The sequence below is a fragment of the Rhizobium album genome (assembly GCF_003122325.1).
Lineage (GTDB): Bacteria > Pseudomonadota > Alphaproteobacteria > Rhizobiales > Rhizobiaceae > Metarhizobium > Metarhizobium album.
In genome coordinates this window covers 1-18,764 of the sequence record NZ_QFBC01000027.1, presented here as the reverse complement: position 1 = coordinate 18,764, position 18,764 = coordinate 1, and the positions used below count along the sequence as shown (strand labels likewise).

The window sequence follows — 18,764 nt, the reverse complement described above, 5'->3', positions numbered from 1 at the left end:
TTCCTTAAGCGACGCGCTTGTCGGTCTGCGATTGCGGGGTGGCTTCGGCGGCCTGCTTCAGCGCACGGACGATCCCCTTGCGCGCGAGCGGGATCTTGAAGTCGTTCTCGCCCTGACCGACCGCCTCGGCGAGCAGGGCGTCGGCGAAAGCGCCGAACGCCTGCGGCGACGGCTGCTGTCCCTTCAGCAGCTTCTCGGCTTCCCTGCTGCGCCATGGCTTGTGCGCAACGCCGCCGAGCGCCACCCGCGCTTCAGCGATGGTGCCGCCTTCGACCCGCATCGCGACGGCTATCGAAACCAGCGCGAAGGCGTAGGACAGGCGATCGCGCAGCTTCAGGTAGGTGTAGTTCTGGGTGAAATCTTCGGCCGGCAGGTCGATGCCCGTCACCAATTCGCCGGGCTTCAGCGTGTTGTCGCGCCACGGCTCGTCGCCGGGCAGCCGATGATAATCGGCGATCGGGATCGCTCGGTCGCCGTCCGGACCGGTCACCTGGACGGTCGCGTCGAGCACCGCCAGCGCGACGCACATGTCCGATGGGTGCGTGGCGATGCACTGGTTGCTCGCGCCCAGGATGGCGTGGATGCGATTGACCCCGCCGATCGCGCCGCAGCCGGAGCCCGGCTTGCGCTTGTTGCAGGGCGTGGCGACGTCATAGAAATAATAGCAGCGCGTGCGCTGGTTGAGGTTGCCGCCATTGGTCGCGGCGTTGCGCAACTGGGGGCTGGCGCCGGCAAGGATCGCGGAGGACAGCAAGGGATAGCGTTGCTCGACCCGCGCGTCCCAGGCCGTATCGGCGTTCGGCACGAGCGCGCCCAGCCGCAGTCCACCGCCGTCCAGCTCCTCGATCGCGTCCAGCGGCAGCCGGTTGATGTCGATCACCGTAATCGGCCGATCGACGTTCTCCTTCATCAGGTCGATCAGGTTGGTGCCGCCCGCCAGATAGCGGACCTGCTCTCCGGCACCTGCCTGCACCGCTTCGGCGACGCTGGTCGGGCGGGCATAGTCGAAGCGGTTCATGCCTTTTCTCCGATCACGTCGAGCACCGCATCGATGATGTTCGAATAGGCGCCGCACCGGCACAGATTGCCGCTCATCAGCTCGCGAACCTCGTCCCGAGTCCTGGCCTTGCCTTCGTTGATGAGGCCCTGCGCGGAACAGATCTGGCCAGGCGTGCAGTAGCCACACTGGAACGCGTCGTGGTCGCAGAAGGCGGATTGCAGCGGGTGGAGGTCGCCCGGCTGACCCAGCCCCTCGATCGTCGTGATCTCCGCACCGTCCAGCGTCACCGCCAGCTTGAGGCACGAGTTGATGCGGCGCCCGTCGATCAGCACGGTGCACGCGCCGCACTGGCCGTGGTCGCAGCCCTTCTTGGTGCCGATCAGGTCTTCGCCTTCCCGCAGCAGGTCGAGCAACGTCGTCCAGGGTTCGATCGCGCGGGTGCGCGTCTCACCGTTGATCGTCAGCGTGGTCGGCACCGTGCCGATCGGCACGGCGGCGTATGTGGCGGAGTTGATGGCTGTCGGCATGATTGGCGCTTTCCTGCTTCGGGTTAGGCCGGGATGGCGGTGATGTCGGCGGTGTTTTCCTCGGCGACCCCGTTCTCGCGGTGGCGAAAGGCGGACAGCGCACGATACACCTGCAGCCGCGCCCTCATCACCGATCCAAGCGGCCGATGCGCGGCCAGGCTATTCGCGGGACGAAAGGTCATCACCTCGTCGAAGTAGCGCACGCGCGCCGGGCTGTACGCCTCCTGCGCAGGGATGCGGATCGTGGCTACGGTGCGATACTGGCTGTCCTGCGACGGCCACTCGATCGAGGCGTCCTCGATCGGCTGCGTCTCCGCGTTCGCCCAGAGCTGGACCTTGAGCTCAAACACCGCCTCATGGTCACGGAAATAGTCGATCGCGGCGTGGCGGAAGCCGTCCTCGTCCGCGTGCGGGTCGAGCCGCCAATCGCTCAGCGCGTCCTGCGTCTGCGACGCCGGCACCGCGCCGAGCTTGGCGACGTAATCGCCATAACGCACCGGCGCCTGGCTGAAATAATCGTCGCCGATCGGGTGGCTGAACGGATGGCCAAAGAAATCCGCCTTTGCGGAAGCTGTGTCGAACAGGCCCAGCACCTTGTTGAAGTTGCGTGCCAGCGACGACACCGTACTCTTCACGCCCTCGGGCATCGGCGTCGCCGCCCCGATCTTCTTCGCGTCGCTGAGGAAGCCGCTCGCCGTGCCCGACGGAAAGGTGCGCCCCGTGGCCAGCACGAAATCCTGGGTCGGTGCATCGTGGCCGGGCAGCTTCTCGCCCTCGACTCCAAACACCTTGATCGCCATGCCCCGGTGGGTTGACACGCGGTCGTCCAGCGTTTCGCCCGGCCCCTGGGCGAAGCGGATCGCGACGTCGTAGCTGCCCGCCGTGGCGAACAGTCCCTGCGCCAGCTCCGGCGGAAGGTCGTCCGCGATCGTCAGCGTGCCGACGACGCAGGCCGAGCTTTTGGCATGGCTGGCGCGCACGGCGTGCTGCTCGCGCTTCTCGACCGCCTCGCTCTGATGCGTCATGCCTTGGATGATGCCGTCGATCGTTTCCTGTTCGCCGGGCTCGGGGGTCTCGATGTCGTCGCGGTAGCGCAGGTAGGTCATAGCGATCCTCAACGGGTCGGAACGAATGAGTACAGCTCGGTGCGGATCGACGGGGGAGCGCCCGGCGTGAACCATGGCGTGTCCTGGATGTGGCTGGCGGTGACGTAAATCGTCCCATCGGGCCCTTCGGCGAAGGTGTCGGGCCAGCGTAGCCGCTTATCGGTCAGGACGATCTCCGTCTTTAACCCGGCGAGCCGCCGGATCGAATAATCGGTGGGCGAGGTAATGTAGAGCGTCCCCGCCTTGCTCATCCACAGCCCATCGGCGACGGCGGTGGTGGCGACGGTCTGCACCGCGCCACCGCGGTCGCGCTCGCTGACGTCGGCGCGCAGCTTGTCTGTGGCGATCGAAAAAAGCGTCTTTCCGGTCAGCGCCTGCCAGTACAGCGTCTTCCCGTCATTCGAGATCGCAATGCCATCGGAGGCGAACGCGGGCTGACGCCCATCGGGGCGGACAAGCGGCTTGCCCTCGATCGCGACGGTGACGCTCTTGTCGATCTGGGTCGACGGATGGCCGTCGAGAGCACGGAAGCTCTTTCCGTCGCCCAGGTCGACGACGATGATTGCTCCGCGCGTGCCGCTATCGGTGATGTAGCCGGTCCGACCATCGGGCGAGAAGCGGATGTCGTTGAGGTAGGTGCCCTGCAGCGCGACGTCGCCTGGCACTGCGATGACCTTGGTCACCTTGTTCGTCTTCAGGTCGATGCGGACGAGCTTCGGCGCGCCCTCCAAGATCTTCTCGTTGCCGGGCGCGCCGGGATCGAGCACCCAGAGATTGCCGTGGCCGTCGGGAACGATCGACTGGACGCAGACGAAGTGCTCGCCGACCGACATCTTGTTCGCCTTGGCGTTACGCCAGCTGTTCCACTTGACGTCGGGATAAGGCCGAAGCGATCCGTCGGCCATCACCTCGGCAACTGAGATCGGCGCGTCGTCGGTCCAGCGTGGAAAGTTGACGAACCGGCGTCCATCGGCAGTGACGGCGACGCCGGTAACCTGGTGGTCGAAGCGCGCCACCTGCGTCAGCGCGGCGCTGCGTCCAGTCTGGGCAAAGGCGGCGTTTGCCAGCGCTACCGTGACAACTCCCAACCCGATCAAAACACCGAACTTCCGCATCGGGCTGCTCCCTTTTACCGGACGCGACCCGCGGCGGTTTGGTGGTCAACAAACGTGGTCCATGATTTGTTCCAGGAAAACCAGAAGATAAAACAGATTAGACAGAATCCTAATCGCACGGGCGTGTAAATGCATTAGCCGTTGCCACCCAGAGCTCACGGGGTTCGACACCGTAATTGGTCGGGGCAGACAAGACCCGGTGGTGCCTGCTGGGTCAGGCCAGCCGCGCGCTAGCGGCATTCCCGTCAGCGTCGTTGCACTGGTTTGCGCACAGCATTCATTTTCCGATATGGGGCATGCCGGGTGAAACAACTACGGTCATCGTGGGGGCTACTACGAACTAAGACCGTTGGACGTTTTACGGAAAGGGCCACTGGACGACGGACCCAAAACGACCGGTTTCTAAATCTCGGACCATCTATCGCGGGTTAACTGGTCTAACCGCGCATCCATCGCATTCCGGTTCGATGCTGCTGCGATTTTGGAAGTCCTGAGCTTTCCCAAAATTCGATCGTTTGAGGGAAAACTGGCGGCTGTCACGAATGGCAGCTCATCGCTAATCCGTTTCAGAAGCAGACCGTCGCCTTTCCACCCCTTCCGTGCCGAAAGTTGCAATCACGGCGTCCTATCTCCAGCCGTAGCGACGTCTACACCCAGAAGATGTCAACAGATTGCACCGAAATTCAGCACGCGAAACGCGAGTGTTCGGAAAATGATCGTTTTCCTTACATTCTAATCATCCTTGGCTTTGCCCTGGATTTTGGCAGTCTTAGTGTAAGGAGAATATGTCAGGAAAACTATTGTAGGGAAAAGCTTTCGTTTTAATATCCTAACATGCTCATCGGCTATATCCGCGCCTCGACCGCCAAACAGAACCTCGACCTGCAGCGGGACGCGCTTTTGCATGCCGGCTGCGAGAAGATCTTCGAGGAGAAGAAATCTGGCAAGGCCGGCACCAAGCGGCCGGAGTTCGACGCCGCTCTCGTCTATCTGCGTCCAGAAGACGTTATGGTTGTTTCGAAGCTCGACCGGTTTGGCCGCTCGCTGCTGGAGATGATGCGCACGATCGACAAGCTGCGCACCGACAACATCAAGTTACAGAGCATCTGGACAGCGAAACCGCCCAAGGCCGGTTCTTCCTGCATCTGCAGGGCGCGATGGCGGAATATTTCCTCGACCTCAACCGTGAACCGGGCTTGTCGCAAATTTTTTGGCTTAACCGTATGTTGACTATAGGCATGGAATTTGCCGCTCAGAAAGTTGCGGAGCAAGCCATGGTTTTGAATGCCATTGCCGAGAAGCTGAAGCGCCAGTCGAAGGACGATTTCAAAGGCAGGCATTTTCGAAGCGTGGCTGATTGTACAGGCGGTTGCCTGGTACTTGCGCTACCCGCTTAGCTATCGTGACTTGGAAGAGATGTTTCGCGAGCGGGGCTTCGAGGTCGATCATAGCACCGTCAACCGTTGGGTTTTGGCTTGTGCGCCGATGATCGAAAAGCGGCTGCGGCAGTTTCGGCGACCCCATTGCGGCTCGGTCCGGATCGATGAGACCTATGTCAAGATCCGCGGCAAGTGGCGCTATCTGTCCCGAGCCATCGATAAACACGGCGATCCGGTCGATTTCCTGCTGACTGCTAAGCGCGATCTCGATGCCGCCAAGCGGTTCTTCCGCAAAATGCTGAAGGACGAGCCCCTGCTATCGCCGGCAAAGATCGGGACGGACGGTGCTAATACATTTCCATCCGCGATTAAAACATCGGTGGATGGTGGTCTGCTTCAGCCAAACCCTGTGCACTATGTCACAATACACCTCCAGCAACGCATCGAGAGTGACCATTTTCGGGTTAAGAAGAACATGCCCAAGATCGGCGGCTTCCAATCCTTTAAAACCGCGCGGCGGACAATCGCCGTATTTCGAAGCCATGCTCTGGCTGAAGAAGGGCTTCGGCTTTTTCCGGCCAGTGGACCGTCAACGATCAGAACGATCTGCTCGGGCGCCTCTTCGGACTGCAAAAGGTTAACAAAGCATGAAAACAAGGATGCTCAGAGGATAATCACGCGCTCCGAAAATGTTTGCGACATGCCCCGCAGGGGCTGGGCGCGGAAGTCGCGCGGCTTTTTGCCGAGCGCGGAGCAAAGGGCCTGGTCATCTGTGGCCGCAGCCGCGAGAAAGGCGAAGCCAAAGCGTATGAGATCACCGACCGCTATGGCATCCCAGTGCATTTCGTTGCCGCCGATCTGGGCGTGGTCTCCGACTGTAGCCGCGTCATCGCGGCTGCCGATGAAAAGTTTGGCCGCATCGATGCGCTGGTGAATGTTGCTGCGATCACCGATCGCGGTACCATTCTTGATACGGATGAAGCGCTGTTTGACCGCATGTTCGCGATCAACACCCGTGCCCCCTTCTTCCTGATCCAGGATGCGGTGAAGCTGATGCTGCGTGATGGTGTCGAAGGCACAACCGTCAACATCTCCTCGATGGCATCCATGGCTGGCCAGCCCTTCATCGCCGCCTATTGCGCCTCCAAGGGCGCACTCGACACGCTGACCCGCAATGTCGCCTTTGGCCTTCTCAAGAACCGCATCCGCTGCAATGGTTTGAACATCGGCTGGATGGTAAGCGATGGTGAAGATCGCATCCAGCGGGAATATCACGGCGCGCCTGCCGACTGGCTGGACGAAGCCGCCGCCCGTCAGCCCTTCGGTCGCTTGGTCGATCCCGCCGAAGTGGCCCGTGCCTGCGCCTATCTCTCGTCGGAGGAAAGCGGCCTCATGACGGGTGCCACGATCAATTTCGATCAGTCGATCTGGGGAGCGTATGAGGACAGCCCGCATCCCGAAAATAAGATGACACTTTTAGGGGAGGGAGGGTAGTCGCGGAACCCCCGACGCGGCTTCCCTCAGCGTGTGGCCACGTAGAGGATGCGCGGTCAGCAGCGGCCATGAATAAATGAAGTTCCATAATTGTTATTACGCCACATTTTGTAAGTAATTGTAATATCTGTCAAATTTGACAGTATTGGCGTGTTTCGTCGCAATCTAGGCCAAGTTGCCGGACAGCAGCTCTCTCAAGCTCCAGACCGAAGACCGTGCGCAGTCAGATTACAGCACCAGAAGCACTCCAATCCCGCTTCTTGTGATGGCGTCCTGGACCAGGTCCGGATCTCCGTCGATCAACCCTCAAGGGGTCGGCTAGCAAGCTGCCGCCGCTCCGTCTGCGCCTTCGCGGTGATCGCGACCGTCCCTGTTCCATTGAGGAGCCATCAGCGGGAATTGGCCCGCGTCCGATGGAGCACCTGAACATGGCACACGATCTTTCCCTCGCCCAGTCACACGCCTTCCACCTCTGCAATAACCTCATGGTTCCGATCACCCTGTTCAAATCCGGCGACGAATTCGGCGTCCTTCCGTCCGACGAACTCGATGACGAAGACGATCTTGAGATCGTGCACGAATATGAGCCGTGGTGACTTATGTTCACCACGCTCTCCCTCTCGGCAGCTCACAAGGCGTTCGCAGTTTTTAGCTGCACATAATAAGGAACAGGCGAACCCGTTCAGGCGCGCCTGTGATCCTAGTCGGTCGTTTCGCGAACCGCGACACCGGATGCGCCACCCATGGCGGCGAGAAAAACGTTGGGCGGTTGGGAGCAAAGGATCCGGACCGCCACAAAAATGAGATCAGAAATCCCAGTCTTCGTCTTCTGTAGCCACAGCTTTGCCGATGACATACGACGATCCAGAACCCGAGAAGAAGTCGTGGTTCTCGTCGGCATTCGGCGACAGGGCCGAGAGGATTGCCGCGTTCACCTTGCATGCCTCCGGCGGGAACAGCGCCTCATATCCGAGGTTCATCAGCGCCTTGTTGGCGTTGTAATGCAGGAACTTCTTGACTTCCTCGGTCAGCCCGACTCCATCGTAGAGCGCTTCGGTGTACTTGGCCTCGTTGTCGTAGAGTTCCATCAGCAGATCGAAGGCAAAGTCCTTGATTTCCTGGCGTTTGGTTTCCGGCATGCGCTCGACGGCGCGCTGGAACTTGTAGCCGATATAGTAGCCGTGAACGGCCTCGTCGCGGATGATCAGGCGGATCATGTCGGCAGTGTTGGTCAGCTTGGCGCGGCTCGACCAGAACATCGGCAGGTAGAAGCCGGAATAGAACAGGAAGCTCTCGAGGAAAACGCTGGCGACCTTCTTCTTCAGCGGATCGCCGGATGCATACTGCTCCATGATCAGCGCCGACTTGCGCTGCAGAAACTCGTTCTCCTCCGACCAGCGATAGGCGTCGTCGACGTCAGGCGTGGAGCACAGCGTCGAGAAGATCGACGAATAGGAGCGCGCATGCACCGCCTCCATAAAGGAGATGTTGGAAAGAACGGCCTCCTCATGCTGGGTCGCAGCATCCGCCATCAGCTTCACCGAGCCGACGCCGTTCTGGATCGTGTCGAGTAGCGTCAGTCCGGTGAAGACGCGGATCGTCAATTGCTGCTCCTCCGGCTTCAGCGTCGCCCAGGAGGGTATGTCGTTCGACAGCGGCACTTTTTCCGGCAGCCAGAAATTGCCGGTCAGCCGGTTCCAGACTTCGAGGTCCTTGTCGTCTTCGATGCGGTTCCAGTTGATGGCGCGCACGGCGGCGGCAGCCTTCGGGGCCTTGTTTTTTACCTGGATGTTCATGTTGCTCACCTGAGATCAGAGGGCGCAGGAGACGCAGCCCTGCACTTCCGTGCCGGTCAGCGCCATCTGGCGAAGGCGGATATAGTAGATGGTCTTGATGCCCTTCTTCCACGCATAGATCTGCGCCTTGTTGATATCGCGCGTCGTCGCGGTATCGCGGAAGAACAGCGTCAGCGACAGGCCCTGGTCGACATGCTGGGTGGCTGCCGCATAGGTGTCGATGATCTTTTCCGGCCCGATTTCGTAGGCATCCTGGTAGTAATCAAGATTGTCGTTGGTCATGAACGCGGCCGGATAGTAGACGCGGCCGATCTTGCCTTCCTTGCGGATCTCGATCTTCGAGACGATCGGGTGGATCGAGGAGGTCGAGTGGTTGATGTAGGAGATCGACCCGGTCGGCGGTACGGCCTGCAGGTTCTGGTTATAGAGCCCGCCTTCCATGACGGCCTGCTTCAGTTCCAGCCAGTCCTCCTGCGTCGGAATGTGGATCCCTGCCGTCTCGAACAACTCGGCCACGCCCGCGGTCGCGGGCTTCCATTCGGCCTCGGTATACTTGTCGAAATATTCGCCCGATGCATACTTCGAATTCTCGAAGCCCTTGAAGCTCTGGCCCCGCTCGACGGCGAGCCGGTTCGAGGCACGGATGGCGTGGTAGGTCACAGTGTAGAAGTACATGTTGGTGAAATCGACGCCCTCTTCCGACCCATAGAAGATCCGCTCGCGGGCGAGATAGCCATGCAGGTTCATCTGCCCGAGCCCGATCGCATGGCTATCGGCATTGCCCTTGGCGACGGAGGGCACCGAGGTGATGTTGCTCATGTCCGAGACCGCCGTCAGCGCCCGGATGGCGGTCTCGATCGTCTTGCCGAAATCAGCCGAATCCATGGTATTGGCGATATTAAGCGAGCCGAGGTTGCAGGAGATGTCCTTGCCCATATGCTCGTATGAGAGATCGGCGTTGTATTCGCTGGCTTCGCTGACCTGCAGGATTTCCGAGCACAGATTGCTCATGGTGATGCGCCCGGCGATCGGGTTCGCCTTGTTCACCGTGTCCTCGAACATGATGTAGGGGTAGCCGCTCTCGAACTGGATTTCGGCGATCACCTGGAAGAAGTCGCGTGCCTTGATCTTCTTCTTCTTGATGCGGCTGTCGGCCACCATCTCGCGGTACTTCTCGGTGACCGATATCTCGCTGAAAGCCACACCATAGACGCGCTCCACGTCATAGGGCGAGAAGAGGTACATATCCTCGTTGTTTTTCGCGAGTTCGAAGGTGATGTCCGGCACGACGACGCCGAGCGACAGCGTCTTGATGCGGATCTTCTCATCCGCGTTCTCCCGCTTGGTATCGAGGAAGCGCATGATGTCGGGATGATGGGCATTGAGATAGACCGCTCCCGCGCCCTGGCGAGCGCCGAGCTGGTTGGCGTAGGAGAACGAATCCTCGAGGAGCTTCATCACTGGGATCACGCCGGAGGACTGGTTCTCGATCTGCTTGATCGGCGCACCGGCTTCGCGAAGATTGGTCAGCGACAGCGCCACGCCACCGCCGCGCTTGGAGAGCTGCAGCGCCGAATTAATGCCGCGGGCGATTGATTCCATGTTGTCCTCGATCCTGAGCAGGAAGCACGAGACGAGTTCGCCGCGCTGCTTCTTGCCCGCATTGAGGAAAGTCGGTGTCGCCGGCTGAAAGCGGCCCGAGATGATCTCGTCGACCATGTCGCGGGCATGCGCTTCGTTGCCGCGCGCCAGCGTCAGCGCCACCATGCAGATGCGGTCCTCGTAGCGCTCCAGATAGCGCTTTCCGTCGAAGGTCTTCAGCGTGTAGCTGGTGTAATATTTGAAGGCGCCGAGGAAGGTCGGGAAGCGGAACTTCCTGTCATAGGCGTGGTCGAACAGATCGCGGACGAAATTGAACGAATACTGGTCCAGCACCTCCTGCTCGTAGTAGCCCTCCGTCACGAGGTAATCGAGCTTCTCCCGGAGATTGTGAAAGAACACCGTGTTCTGATTGACGTGCTGCAGGAAATACTGCTTGGCCGCCTGCCGATCCTTGTCCAGCTGGATCTTGCCTTCCTCATCGTAGAGGTTCAGCATCGCGTTCAGCGCGTGATAATCCAGCCCGGTTTCGGCGGCGTGCGGCTTTACAGGGCGTTCGAGAACTGCCGTGTCCAAAATCGTTCCAATCCGTGTCTCACATTGGCGACATCCTCGGCGGTGCCAAGCAGCTCGAACCTGTAGAGGTAGGGCACCTGGCATTTCTTGGAGATGATGTCGCCGGCAAGCCCGTAGGTCTCGCCGAAGTTGCTGTTGCCCGCAGCAATCACGCCGCGGAGGTTCGAGCGGTTTGCCGCATCGTTGAGGAAGCGGATCACCTGTTTGGGCACGGCTCCCCTGCCGCCCTCACCGCCATAGGTCGGTAGGATCAACACGTAGGGCGCGATGGCTTCGAGCGTCTCGCCTGTTATGGGAATGCGCCGGGCCGGTAGGCCAAGCTTTTCGACGAAGCGATGGGTGTTTTCCGACCGGCTGGAAAAATAGACGATCTCGCCCATCGTACGCCGCTCAGGCGAGCGCGCTGATCATGTCAGGGCGGAAGCCCGCCCAATGCTGTTCTCCAGCGATGACGACGGGAACCTGACGGTAGCCCAAGCCCTGAACAAGCTCATAGGCGGCGCTATCGGTTGATACGTCGATGATGGTGTAATCGATCCCCTGGCGATCGAGGGCGCGGGTGGTCGCGGTGCATTGGACGCAGGCTGGCTTGCTGTAGACGGTGATGCTCATGGTGTCCTCGTAGGATGCTAAAGGCATAGGGATCCGTCCGGTCGTCCGCCGACGCCCGCACGAAGGATTAGAAATGGGAAAAGGAACGCGCCTACACGGCGTAGCCCGACACTACTCGCGCTTACGATGAACTGAACGACTAATCATGGACCTCACCCCGAAGTTTGCTCATGCGGGGATCAAAGGCTGCGCGCACGCGCTAACATTGCGCGTATCGACGCGACCAACCGGACACCCCGCCCGTGGACGTTACGCTCTGAGGCAGGTCTCCTGGCTCACGGGTCGTTGCATCCATCCTCGCCTTCCCGAAGCACGAAACTTCAGTGGCTTTGTCGGACAGATGCTCACCGCTTACAGTTGCGGGGGCAGCTACGGCATTGCGCATCCATCATGGAAGCTACGCACCGTATTCCCGTCTTAGCTCCGATCCTTACGAATCGAGAGAACCCCGAACACAAGATATAGTAGACGTAGTGAACTTTTCGTCAACGCCTATGACTGTGACCCAAGAAAAACATTGGGGATTACAATCTCGGCGAACTTATCTGGAAGGAGAAATCACATAGGACGCTGACGTCTGGCGCGACGTTGCGAGGAATCCGGAAATAAAATCTACAGCCTCGTCCCCGCTTCTAAGGCCGAGATGGATGCTCTTCTGGATTCCGTTCCGACCGATGCGGACCGGATGAACCCCGAGCACTGCCGCCTCCCGACGCACCAGCCAATCAGGAATGGCACTAACCCCACGGCCTGCCGCGACAAGCTGAAGCATCATTTCCGTGGTCTCGACATTGCGATGGTGGCGAGGCCGACAATTCGCGGGCACAAGGAAATGCGTGAAGACATCTAGCCGCTCCGGCGGCACAGGATATGTGAAGAGTGTTTCCTGCAGCAAATCCGCGGGATCGGCGTGACGTTTTACCGCCAACGGATGATCGACTGGTACGGCAAGCACCAATTCGTAGTCGAACACGGGCACATACTGAATCCCGGGGGTCTCGATCGGATCGGGCGTGATCAGAATGTCGATTTCGTAGCCTGCCAGGGCAGCAACCCCGCCGAAAGCAAATGATGTGGTCAGTTCAAGGTCCACGTCCGCCCATTCCATAAGGTAGGGCTTTGTGACACCCATCAGCCATTGATGGCAGGGATGGCATTCCATGCCGATCTTGAGCGAGCCTCGCTGGCCGTCGCGATAATCCGATAGGACATCCTCGGCTCTCTCGATCTGTGGCAGAACGCGCTGCGCCAGCCTTACGATGTAGCGGCCCGCCTCGGTGAGCCGAAGGTTGCGCCCATCCTTTTCCCACATGGCCACGCCAAAGCGTTCTTCCAGCTTGCGGATCGTGTGGCTGAGAGCCGACTGGGACACGTTCAGCCGCTCGGCCGCAGCGGTCAGACTGCCCAGGCGATCGACTTCTCGCAGGATGGAAAGGTGTTGCCTGTCCAGCATGGTTACGCCCGCCCTTGGCTATCGCAAACGACATCCGCCGAACCATTGTCGCGCACAGGAATCGGACGATGGTCCTTGTCGACAGCAACCATGGTGAAATGTCCGGTTGCCGTAACGTGCCTCTCGCCCGTCAGAAGGTTTTCCGACCAGAGTTTTGTCTCGATGGACATGGAAGTGCGGCCGATGCGCTCGACCCGTGCCTGCGCCTCGACGATTTCACCGATCTCGATCGCCCTTGCGAAATCGATACGCTCGGATGAAGCAAGAACCACCAGCTTGCCGGCGTAGCGGGACGCCGCAACGAATGCGGCCTTGGTCATGTAGGCGATGGCCTCGCCCCCGAACATCCGGCCGACGCTGTTCGCCTGATCCGGAAACACGATCTCTACCATCGCAACGGCGTCCTTGGTATCCGGGACGTCCGCTGCTACCAGGTCGGGCAAGGCATAACTCTGCGCGTGCTCGCCTTCCGGTATCGCGACCATGTTGAAGATGCCGCGCGTGCAGATGTGCCGCTGGTGACCGACAATGGTCTCCGCCGCCATTTCGACCTCCACGGTCAGGGAGCGGCGCCCCGCCTTGACCGGTATCGCCGTGAATTCGACGATGTTCCCGACGCGCGCGGGCTGCTTGAAGTCGATCCGTTCACACGAGGCGGTCACGAAGGGCGCGCGACCAAAACGCGTCGCTGCGATGAAAGCAACCCGATCCATTAGCGCAAGCCCTGTCCCTCCGAAGAGGGTGCCGTGGTGATTGGTATCTCCGGGAAAGACGATATCGATGAGCCTGGTCGTCGAACCGTGCTGGACTGGCTTTTCTGTCGTCGTAATCTCTGTCATCGCACTACCATCAGCTTGCGGCCGGGCACTGGCATGACGCAGAGACGACGGCACGGGAGTGCCCATCGCGAAAGCGGCACTCCGGGACACCCCGCCCGTGGACGTTATCTATCGCGGCAGGTCTCCTGGCTTGCGGGTCATTGCTCTGGTCCGTCTTCCCGAGGCTTGCCTCAGTGACATGATGGACCGTCGCTCGCCGCGTACAGTTGCGGGGGCAGCTTCGGCTTCAGGCGGCAACACCCTCACCGAATTCCCTCTTAGCTCCGGACTTGTCATCCTGAGAACCGCGATGACGAACCAATGTCGCATGCGGCTCAAGCGGTCAAGATGCCCCGAATGGAATTGGCAAAAGCGGAAATCTCGATGCCTCCGCCTGAAGACGTGATTGAGAATTTCAGATTCCAAGGCGTCGAGCCGTGCGGTCCGGCAATCATGAACACGGCTCATACTTCCGTGAGATAATACCAATTTTTCCCGATCGATCTCTCAGGCATAAAACGCGCATCGCCCTCCAGCTTGCGCAGCCTGACTGCTGCTGCTGCTGACCAAGGGCAACGAAGAATCCGATGCATCCTGGACCATGTCGAGAATTCAGGACCCATCCCGAACTTTAGGACGCCCGATCGCGATGAGTAGAGATTTCGACTTCAATATTACGAAGATTTCTTTCGACGAGGATTATCACCCCTCGGAGAGCACGCGGATCACGACCAACTTCGCAAACCTGGCCAGGGGGGAGAACCGCCAGGAGAACCTGCGCAACGCCTTGAGGATGATCGACAATCGTTTCAACGCTCTGGCTTACTGGGACAACCCCAAGGGCGACCGCTATGCCGTCGAACTCGACATCATTTCGGTTGAGATGAGCATTGGTGCCGAAAGCCGCAATGATGCCTTCCCGTTGATAGAGATCCTGAAGACGAACATCGTCGATCGCAGGACTGGTGAGCGCATCGAGGGCATCGCTGGGAACAATTTCTCCTCCTATGTGCGCGACTACGACTTCAGCGTCGTGCTGCCGGAGCACAACAGGAATAGGCCCGAGTACAGCGCGCCGGACGATTTCGGTGATCTGCATGGAAACCTGTTCAAATGCTTCCTGAACTCCGACGCCTACAAGGCGCATTTCAGCAAGCCACCCGTCATCTGCCTGAGCGCATCGAGCAGCAAGATCTACCATCGCACGGACAACCAGCACCCCGTGCTGGGCGTCGAATACCTGCAGAATGAATTCTCATCGACGGATGAATACTTCCGGAAAATGGGATTGCAGGTTCGCTATTTCATGCCGCCGAACTGCGTAGCGCCGCTGGCGTTCTATTTTCTCGGCGACCTGCTTGGCGACTATACCAATCTCGAGCTGATCAGCACCATCAGCACGATGGAGACGTTCCAGAAGATCTACCGCCCGGAAATCTATAACGCCAATTCCGCGGCGGGCGCCTGCTACCAGCCAAGTCTCAAGCATCAGGACTATTCACTGACACGGATCGTCTACGATCGCGAAGAGCGCAGCCGACTGGCCGTCGAGCAGGGGAAATTCGCCGAGGAGCACTTCATCAAGCCGTACAAGGCCATTCTTGAGCAGTGGTCTGCGAACTACGCCGCCTGAAACACCAAAATACAAGGTTTGCCATCATGAAAAGACTGTTGCCCACGTCGACCGCCGGCAGCTTGCCAAAACCCTCGTGGCTTGCGCAGCCCGAGAAACTCTGGTCGCCGTGGAAATTGCAAGACGAGGAATTGGTTGAAGGCAAGAGGGACGCGCTGCGTCTGTCCCTGGACGATCAGCGGCAGGCTGGAATCGACATCGTCAGTGATGGCGAGCAGACGCGGCAGCACTTCGTCACGACCTTCATCGAGCACCTTGATGGCGTCGATTTCGAGAAGCGCGAGACAGTCAGGATTCGTGATCGCTACGATGCGAGTGTGCCGACGGTCGTTGGTGCCGTGTCTCGCCCCAAAGCGGTCTTCGTTGAAGATGCCAAGTTCCTGCGTCAGCAGACCAAGGAACCCATCAAGTGGGCACTGCCAGGTCCCATGACGATGATCGATACGCTCTTCGATGCCCATTATAAGAGCCGCGAAAAGCTCGCCTGGGAATTCGCCAAGGTCCTCAACGAAGAAGCCAGAGAGCTGGAAGCTGCCGGCGTCGACATTATCCAGTTCGACGAACCCGCATTCAATGTCTTCTTTGACGAGGTAAACGACTGGGGCGTCGCTACCCTGGAGAAGGCGATCGAAGGACTGAAATGCGAGACCGCTGTCCATATCTGCTATGGCTACGGTATCAAGGCCAACACCGATTGGAAGAAAACCCTGGGATCGGAGTGGCGGCAATATGAGCGAACTTTCCCGAAGCTGCAGAAATCCAGCATCGGCATGATTTCGCTGGAGTGCCACAACTCTCATGTGCCGATGGATCTCATCGAGCTTGTCCGAGGCAAGAAGGTGATGGTCGGGGCGATCGACGTGGCGAGCGAAGTCATCGAAACCCCAGAAGAAGTCGCCGCGACCCTGCGAAAGGCACTTCAGTTCGTCGATGCCGACAAGCTTTGCCCTTGCACGAATTGCGGGATGGCACCCCTGTCCCGGCGGGTCGCACGCGGCAAGCTGAATGCTCTCGCCGCAGGCGCGGAAATCGTCCGGAAAGAACTCTCGGCCTGATGCTGGCCTAAAAGCAGGAGGCCGACATGAACATGGCGAAACACCGCTTCGGCATCGTGGACACGGACACGTTTCGCAACGGCATGTCGCGCCTCGGCTCGGCGGTCAGCGTGGTGACCACCCGGTCTGATGGCGAGCGTTATGGATTCACCGCCTCGGCGGTTTGCAGTGTCAGCGACACGCCACCAACGCTTTTGGTCTGCATCAATCGCGCAAGTTCGTGTTTTCATGCATTTGAGAACACGCGCCATTTCTGCGTCAACACCTTGATGCCCGGCCAGGAAGATATCTCGAACGTCTTTGGCGGGAAGACACCGACACAGGATCGATTTGCACATGGCAACTGGACAGAGGGTGTTACCGGTGTCCCGGTCTTGGTCAATGCCTCGGTCAGCTTCGAATGCGAACTCACCAACGCCGTCGATGAGGCAACCCATCGAATTCTCTTCGGGCGCGTTGTCGGCGTTCGTGAAAATGAAGAACAGGCAGCGCTTCTCTATTGCATGCGCCGCTATATCCGCGTCTAGGTCCCGAAGGTCGGACCGCTCCCGGTCGGACCTCCGGGAGCGGCAATGTCAAAGCGATTGCAAGAATTGCATCAATTTGTCGGGCGGCCGGTAGCGAACACCTGTCGCGTTGACGGGCTGAAGCCGACTGAGCGCGTCTTCCTTCATCGCAAGGTCAGCCTCCATGTAGACATGCGTCGTGCTGATATCCTCGTGCCCGAGCCAAAGCGCGATCACGGTCAGATCGACACCGGACTGCAGCAGGTGCATTGCCGTGGTGTGCCGGAAGGTATGCGGCGATATCGCCTTTGCCCTGATCGATGGAACGTTTCTACCGGCAGTATCCACGGCGAGGTCGAGGCGCTGCCTGACGCTGGATCGGGATAGGCGCCCACCCGAACTGTTTGGAAAGAGGTAGGCATCCGCCCCGCGATCATGAAGATCCTGCATCCATCGCTTCAACGTTCGTGCAGTTTCATTCCAGAGCGGAACGCTTCGGCGCTTCCGTCCCTTCCCATGCAGGTGGACGACCGGCGCAGTCTCAAGAACGACACTACCGGTCTGAAGGTCAATAGCCTCCGAGACGCGCGCGCCAGTGTTGTAGAGGAATGCAAACAGTGCCCGGTCACGCCTGCCGGCCCAGGTTTTCGGATCGGGCGCATTAATAAGCGCCTCGACTTCGGGCCGGGTCAGAAAGCCGAGCACTCCCTTGTCATGTCGCTTCTGCGGGACGGCGAGGCTGCGTTCGATGACCGCCAGCGCGGTCAGATCCTCGTGCGCGGCATATTTGAGGAAGACCCGGATTGCGGAAAGCCGTGCATTTCGGCTCCTGACACTATTTGCTCGATCACGCTCAAGGTGATCCAGGAAGGCCAAAATGAGATCGGCGTTGAGGTCGGGCAAGGTCAGGCTTGTGGGAGATTTCCCGATCCTCTTTTCTGCGAATGCCAACAGGAGCTTGAACGAGTCTCGGTAGGCCGCGACTGTGCAAGGACTTACTGCCCTTTGCTGGCGAAGATGATCAACGAAGAAGCGCTGCAGCAGTGTTGGAAAGGAAGGTGTGGTGTCATCCATTGAAGTCGCCTCCAATGGAGGTGGCACCTTCGAATCGACTGCCGGCAATTGCCATGAGCTCGGGGACGCTTTCGATATACCAGTAGGTATCGAGCAGATTGGCGTGGCCGACATAGGTAGACAGCATCATCGTTGCTGCATCGATCTCAGTTCCGCTTTGCTGCCATAGAATAAGCCGGCGGCATATAAAGCTGTGCCGAAGGTCATGGATGCGCACGAACGGGTGGCCACCGCGCGGCCGGATACCCAGCCTCTGGGTAATCCGGAACCAGGCGTGCCAGGCGTTCGAGTAGTTTAGCTCTTCGCCCGATAGCTCGCTCATGAAGACCGGATCGACCGGCCTCGATGGGAATATCGCGTTCCTCCGATCAAGGAAGGTCTCGAGTGCGGCAACAGTCGTCCGATGGAGGGCGACCAGTCGCTGGCGGCCATATTTCGCCTTCCGCACTAAGAGCTGCGCAGCCTCGAGGTCCAGATCCCGGATCTGTAGGCCCAGCGCTTCCGCTATCCGCAGCCCAGTCGAGGCCAGTAGGCCGATCAGGGCAGGCATCATCAGCGTCCCAGCTGCCTGAACGCGACGAATACGATGCGCCTCTTCGATGATCGCCGTAATCTCCTCCATCGTGAAGATGTGCGGCGCGAGCCGCCGCTTGGTGCGACCGAAAGGATTGGTGGCCGGGAACGTCGTTCCGCCTTCCTCTGCCGCGAGAAAGGCCGCGAATGGTCTCAACACCTCCAGGCGTTTTGCCCAAGTGAAGGGGTCGGCAATTGTCGCGCCGGCCTTCGCCCAGCGGAGTGCGATATCGGAGGAGAGGGCCCCTTCGTGTCCGCTGTCGTCGGCATATCGGGCAAAGGAGGTGATCTGTCTTCCCGGAATTCTGAGCTTGAAGCCAAGGTTTCGGCGATAAGCGAGGTAGGCCTCGGCGCGAGACAACATCGTGGCGGGCCCGGTCATGCGCACGCTCCCGGCCACGGCAGAGCCACGGCCGCCAGCCTGGTTTGATCGACGCGAGCGTAGCCC

Annotated in this window: 17 protein-coding genes, 2 pseudogenes and 2 riboswitches; of the genes and pseudogenes, 7 read left to right on the top strand and 12 right to left on the bottom strand. The window is 59.7% G+C overall.

The features are described 5' to 3' along the window. Positions 1–4: 4 nt before the first annotated feature. The 4 genes from DEM27_RS31380 to DEM27_RS31365 are packed head-to-tail and all read right to left on the bottom strand — an operon-like array spanning position 5 to position 3,748. Complete coding sequence (locus DEM27_RS31380) at positions 5–1,018, bottom strand: FAD binding domain-containing protein (protein WP_109462181.1); 1,014 nt, start codon at positions 1,016–1,018, stop codon at positions 5–7. Next, positions 1,015–1,527 (bottom strand): (2Fe-2S)-binding protein, encoded by a 513-nt coding sequence (locus DEM27_RS31375; protein ID WP_109462180.1) that lies wholly within the window; start codon positions 1,525–1,527, stop codon positions 1,015–1,017. The genes DEM27_RS31380 and DEM27_RS31375 overlap by 4 nt, the downstream gene beginning before the upstream one ends. 23 nt (positions 1,528–1,550) lie before the next feature. Beyond that, complete coding sequence (locus DEM27_RS31370) at positions 1,551–2,633, bottom strand: catalase family protein (RefSeq protein WP_109462179.1); 1,083 nt, start codon at positions 2,631–2,633, stop codon at positions 1,551–1,553. An 8-nt stretch (positions 2,634–2,641) separates the two neighbouring features. Continuing rightward, a complete protein-coding gene (locus DEM27_RS31365; protein WP_109462178.1) occupies positions 2,642–3,748 on the bottom strand; it encodes an L-dopachrome tautomerase-related protein in 1,107 nt (368 codons plus the stop codon). A gap of 834 nt (positions 3,749–4,582) precedes the next feature. Between DEM27_RS31365 and DEM27_RS31360 the strand changes: the two are divergent. The 4 genes and pseudogenes from DEM27_RS31360 to DEM27_RS34265 all read left to right on the top strand — a co-directional run. Next, positions 4,583–4,938: pseudogene (locus DEM27_RS31360) on the top strand (recombinase family protein); the annotation flags it as partial. A gap of 84 nt (positions 4,939–5,022) precedes the next feature. Next, a pseudogene (locus DEM27_RS31355) lies at positions 5,023–5,778 on the top strand (IS6 family transposase). Positions 5,779–5,820: 42 nt separating this feature from the next. Further along, positions 5,821–6,621: an SDR family oxidoreductase gene (locus DEM27_RS31350; protein ID WP_109462177.1), complete on the top strand. Its 801-nt coding sequence runs from the start codon at positions 5,821–5,823 to the stop codon at positions 6,619–6,621. 428 nt (positions 6,622–7,049) lie between these two features. After that, positions 7,050–7,217 (top strand): hypothetical protein, encoded by a 168-nt coding sequence (locus DEM27_RS34265; RefSeq protein WP_165823706.1) that lies wholly within the window; start codon positions 7,050–7,052, stop codon positions 7,215–7,217. 210 nt (positions 7,218–7,427) lie between these two features. Here DEM27_RS34265 and nrdF read toward each other — a convergent pair whose 3' ends face one another. The 6 genes from nrdF to DEM27_RS31315 form a co-directional block, all read right to left on the bottom strand. Then, positions 7,428–8,417 (bottom strand): class 1b ribonucleoside-diphosphate reductase subunit beta, encoded by a 990-nt coding sequence (gene nrdF / locus DEM27_RS31340; protein WP_109462176.1) that lies wholly within the window; start codon positions 8,415–8,417, stop codon positions 7,428–7,430. A gap of 15 nt (positions 8,418–8,432) precedes the next feature. After that, a complete protein-coding gene (nrdE, locus tag DEM27_RS31335) occupies positions 8,433–10,592 on the bottom strand; it encodes a class 1b ribonucleoside-diphosphate reductase subunit alpha (RefSeq protein ID WP_109462175.1) in 2,160 nt (719 codons plus the stop codon). Next, on the bottom strand, positions 10,562–10,972 hold the full coding sequence (nrdI, locus tag DEM27_RS31330) for a class Ib ribonucleoside-diphosphate reductase assembly flavoprotein NrdI (RefSeq protein WP_109462174.1): 411 nt from the start codon (positions 10,970–10,972) through the stop codon (positions 10,562–10,564). The genes nrdE and nrdI overlap by 31 nt, the downstream gene beginning before the upstream one ends. A 10-nt stretch (positions 10,973–10,982) precedes the next feature. Further along, a complete protein-coding gene (gene nrdH / locus DEM27_RS31325) occupies positions 10,983–11,204 on the bottom strand; it encodes a glutaredoxin-like protein NrdH (protein WP_109462202.1) in 222 nt (73 codons plus the stop codon). Positions 11,205–11,447: 243 nt separating this feature from the next. Then, positions 11,448–11,670: riboswitch (cobalamin riboswitch) on the bottom strand. Between the two features lie 75 nt (positions 11,671–11,745). Further along, the gene (locus DEM27_RS31320; protein ID WP_109462173.1) at positions 11,746–12,657 is read right to left on the bottom strand and encodes a LysR family transcriptional regulator; all 912 of its coding nucleotides are present in this window, start codon (positions 12,655–12,657) and stop codon (positions 11,746–11,748) included. 2 nt (positions 12,658–12,659) lie between these two features. After that, positions 12,660–13,562 (bottom strand): acyl-CoA thioesterase, encoded by a 903-nt coding sequence (locus DEM27_RS31315; protein ID WP_245446255.1) that lies wholly within the window; start codon positions 13,560–13,562, stop codon positions 12,660–12,662. A 32-nt stretch (positions 13,563–13,594) separates the two neighbouring features. Then, positions 13,595–13,800: riboswitch (cobalamin riboswitch) on the bottom strand. A gap of 324 nt (positions 13,801–14,124) precedes the next feature. On the opposite strand from DEM27_RS31315, the gene DEM27_RS31310 reads away from it, so the two are divergent. Genes DEM27_RS31310 through DEM27_RS31300 form a run of 3 tightly spaced genes read left to right on the top strand, consistent with a single transcriptional unit; the run spans position 14,125 to position 16,690 of the window. Beyond that, positions 14,125–15,108, top strand: coding sequence for a DUF1852 domain-containing protein (locus DEM27_RS31310; protein ID WP_109462171.1), 984 nt, complete (start codon positions 14,125–14,127; stop codon positions 15,106–15,108). A gap of 26 nt (positions 15,109–15,134) precedes the next feature. Further along, entirely contained in the window at positions 15,135–16,163 is a 1,029-nt protein-coding gene (locus tag DEM27_RS31305) for a methionine synthase (protein ID WP_109462170.1), read from the top strand. 26 nt (positions 16,164–16,189) lie between these two features. Next, complete coding sequence (locus DEM27_RS31300; RefSeq protein WP_109462169.1) at positions 16,190–16,690, top strand: flavin reductase; 501 nt, start codon at positions 16,190–16,192, stop codon at positions 16,688–16,690. A gap of 48 nt (positions 16,691–16,738) precedes the next feature. Here DEM27_RS31300 and DEM27_RS31295 read toward each other — a convergent pair whose 3' ends face one another. Next, positions 16,739–17,743: a tyrosine-type recombinase/integrase gene (locus DEM27_RS31295; protein ID WP_109462168.1), complete on the bottom strand. Its 1,005-nt coding sequence runs from the start codon at positions 17,741–17,743 to the stop codon at positions 16,739–16,741. Continuing rightward, on the bottom strand, positions 17,736–18,764 hold a 1,029-nt coding region (locus DEM27_RS31290), incomplete at its 5' end, for a tyrosine-type recombinase/integrase (protein ID WP_205908995.1). The genes DEM27_RS31290 and DEM27_RS31295, both read right to left, overlap by 8 nt.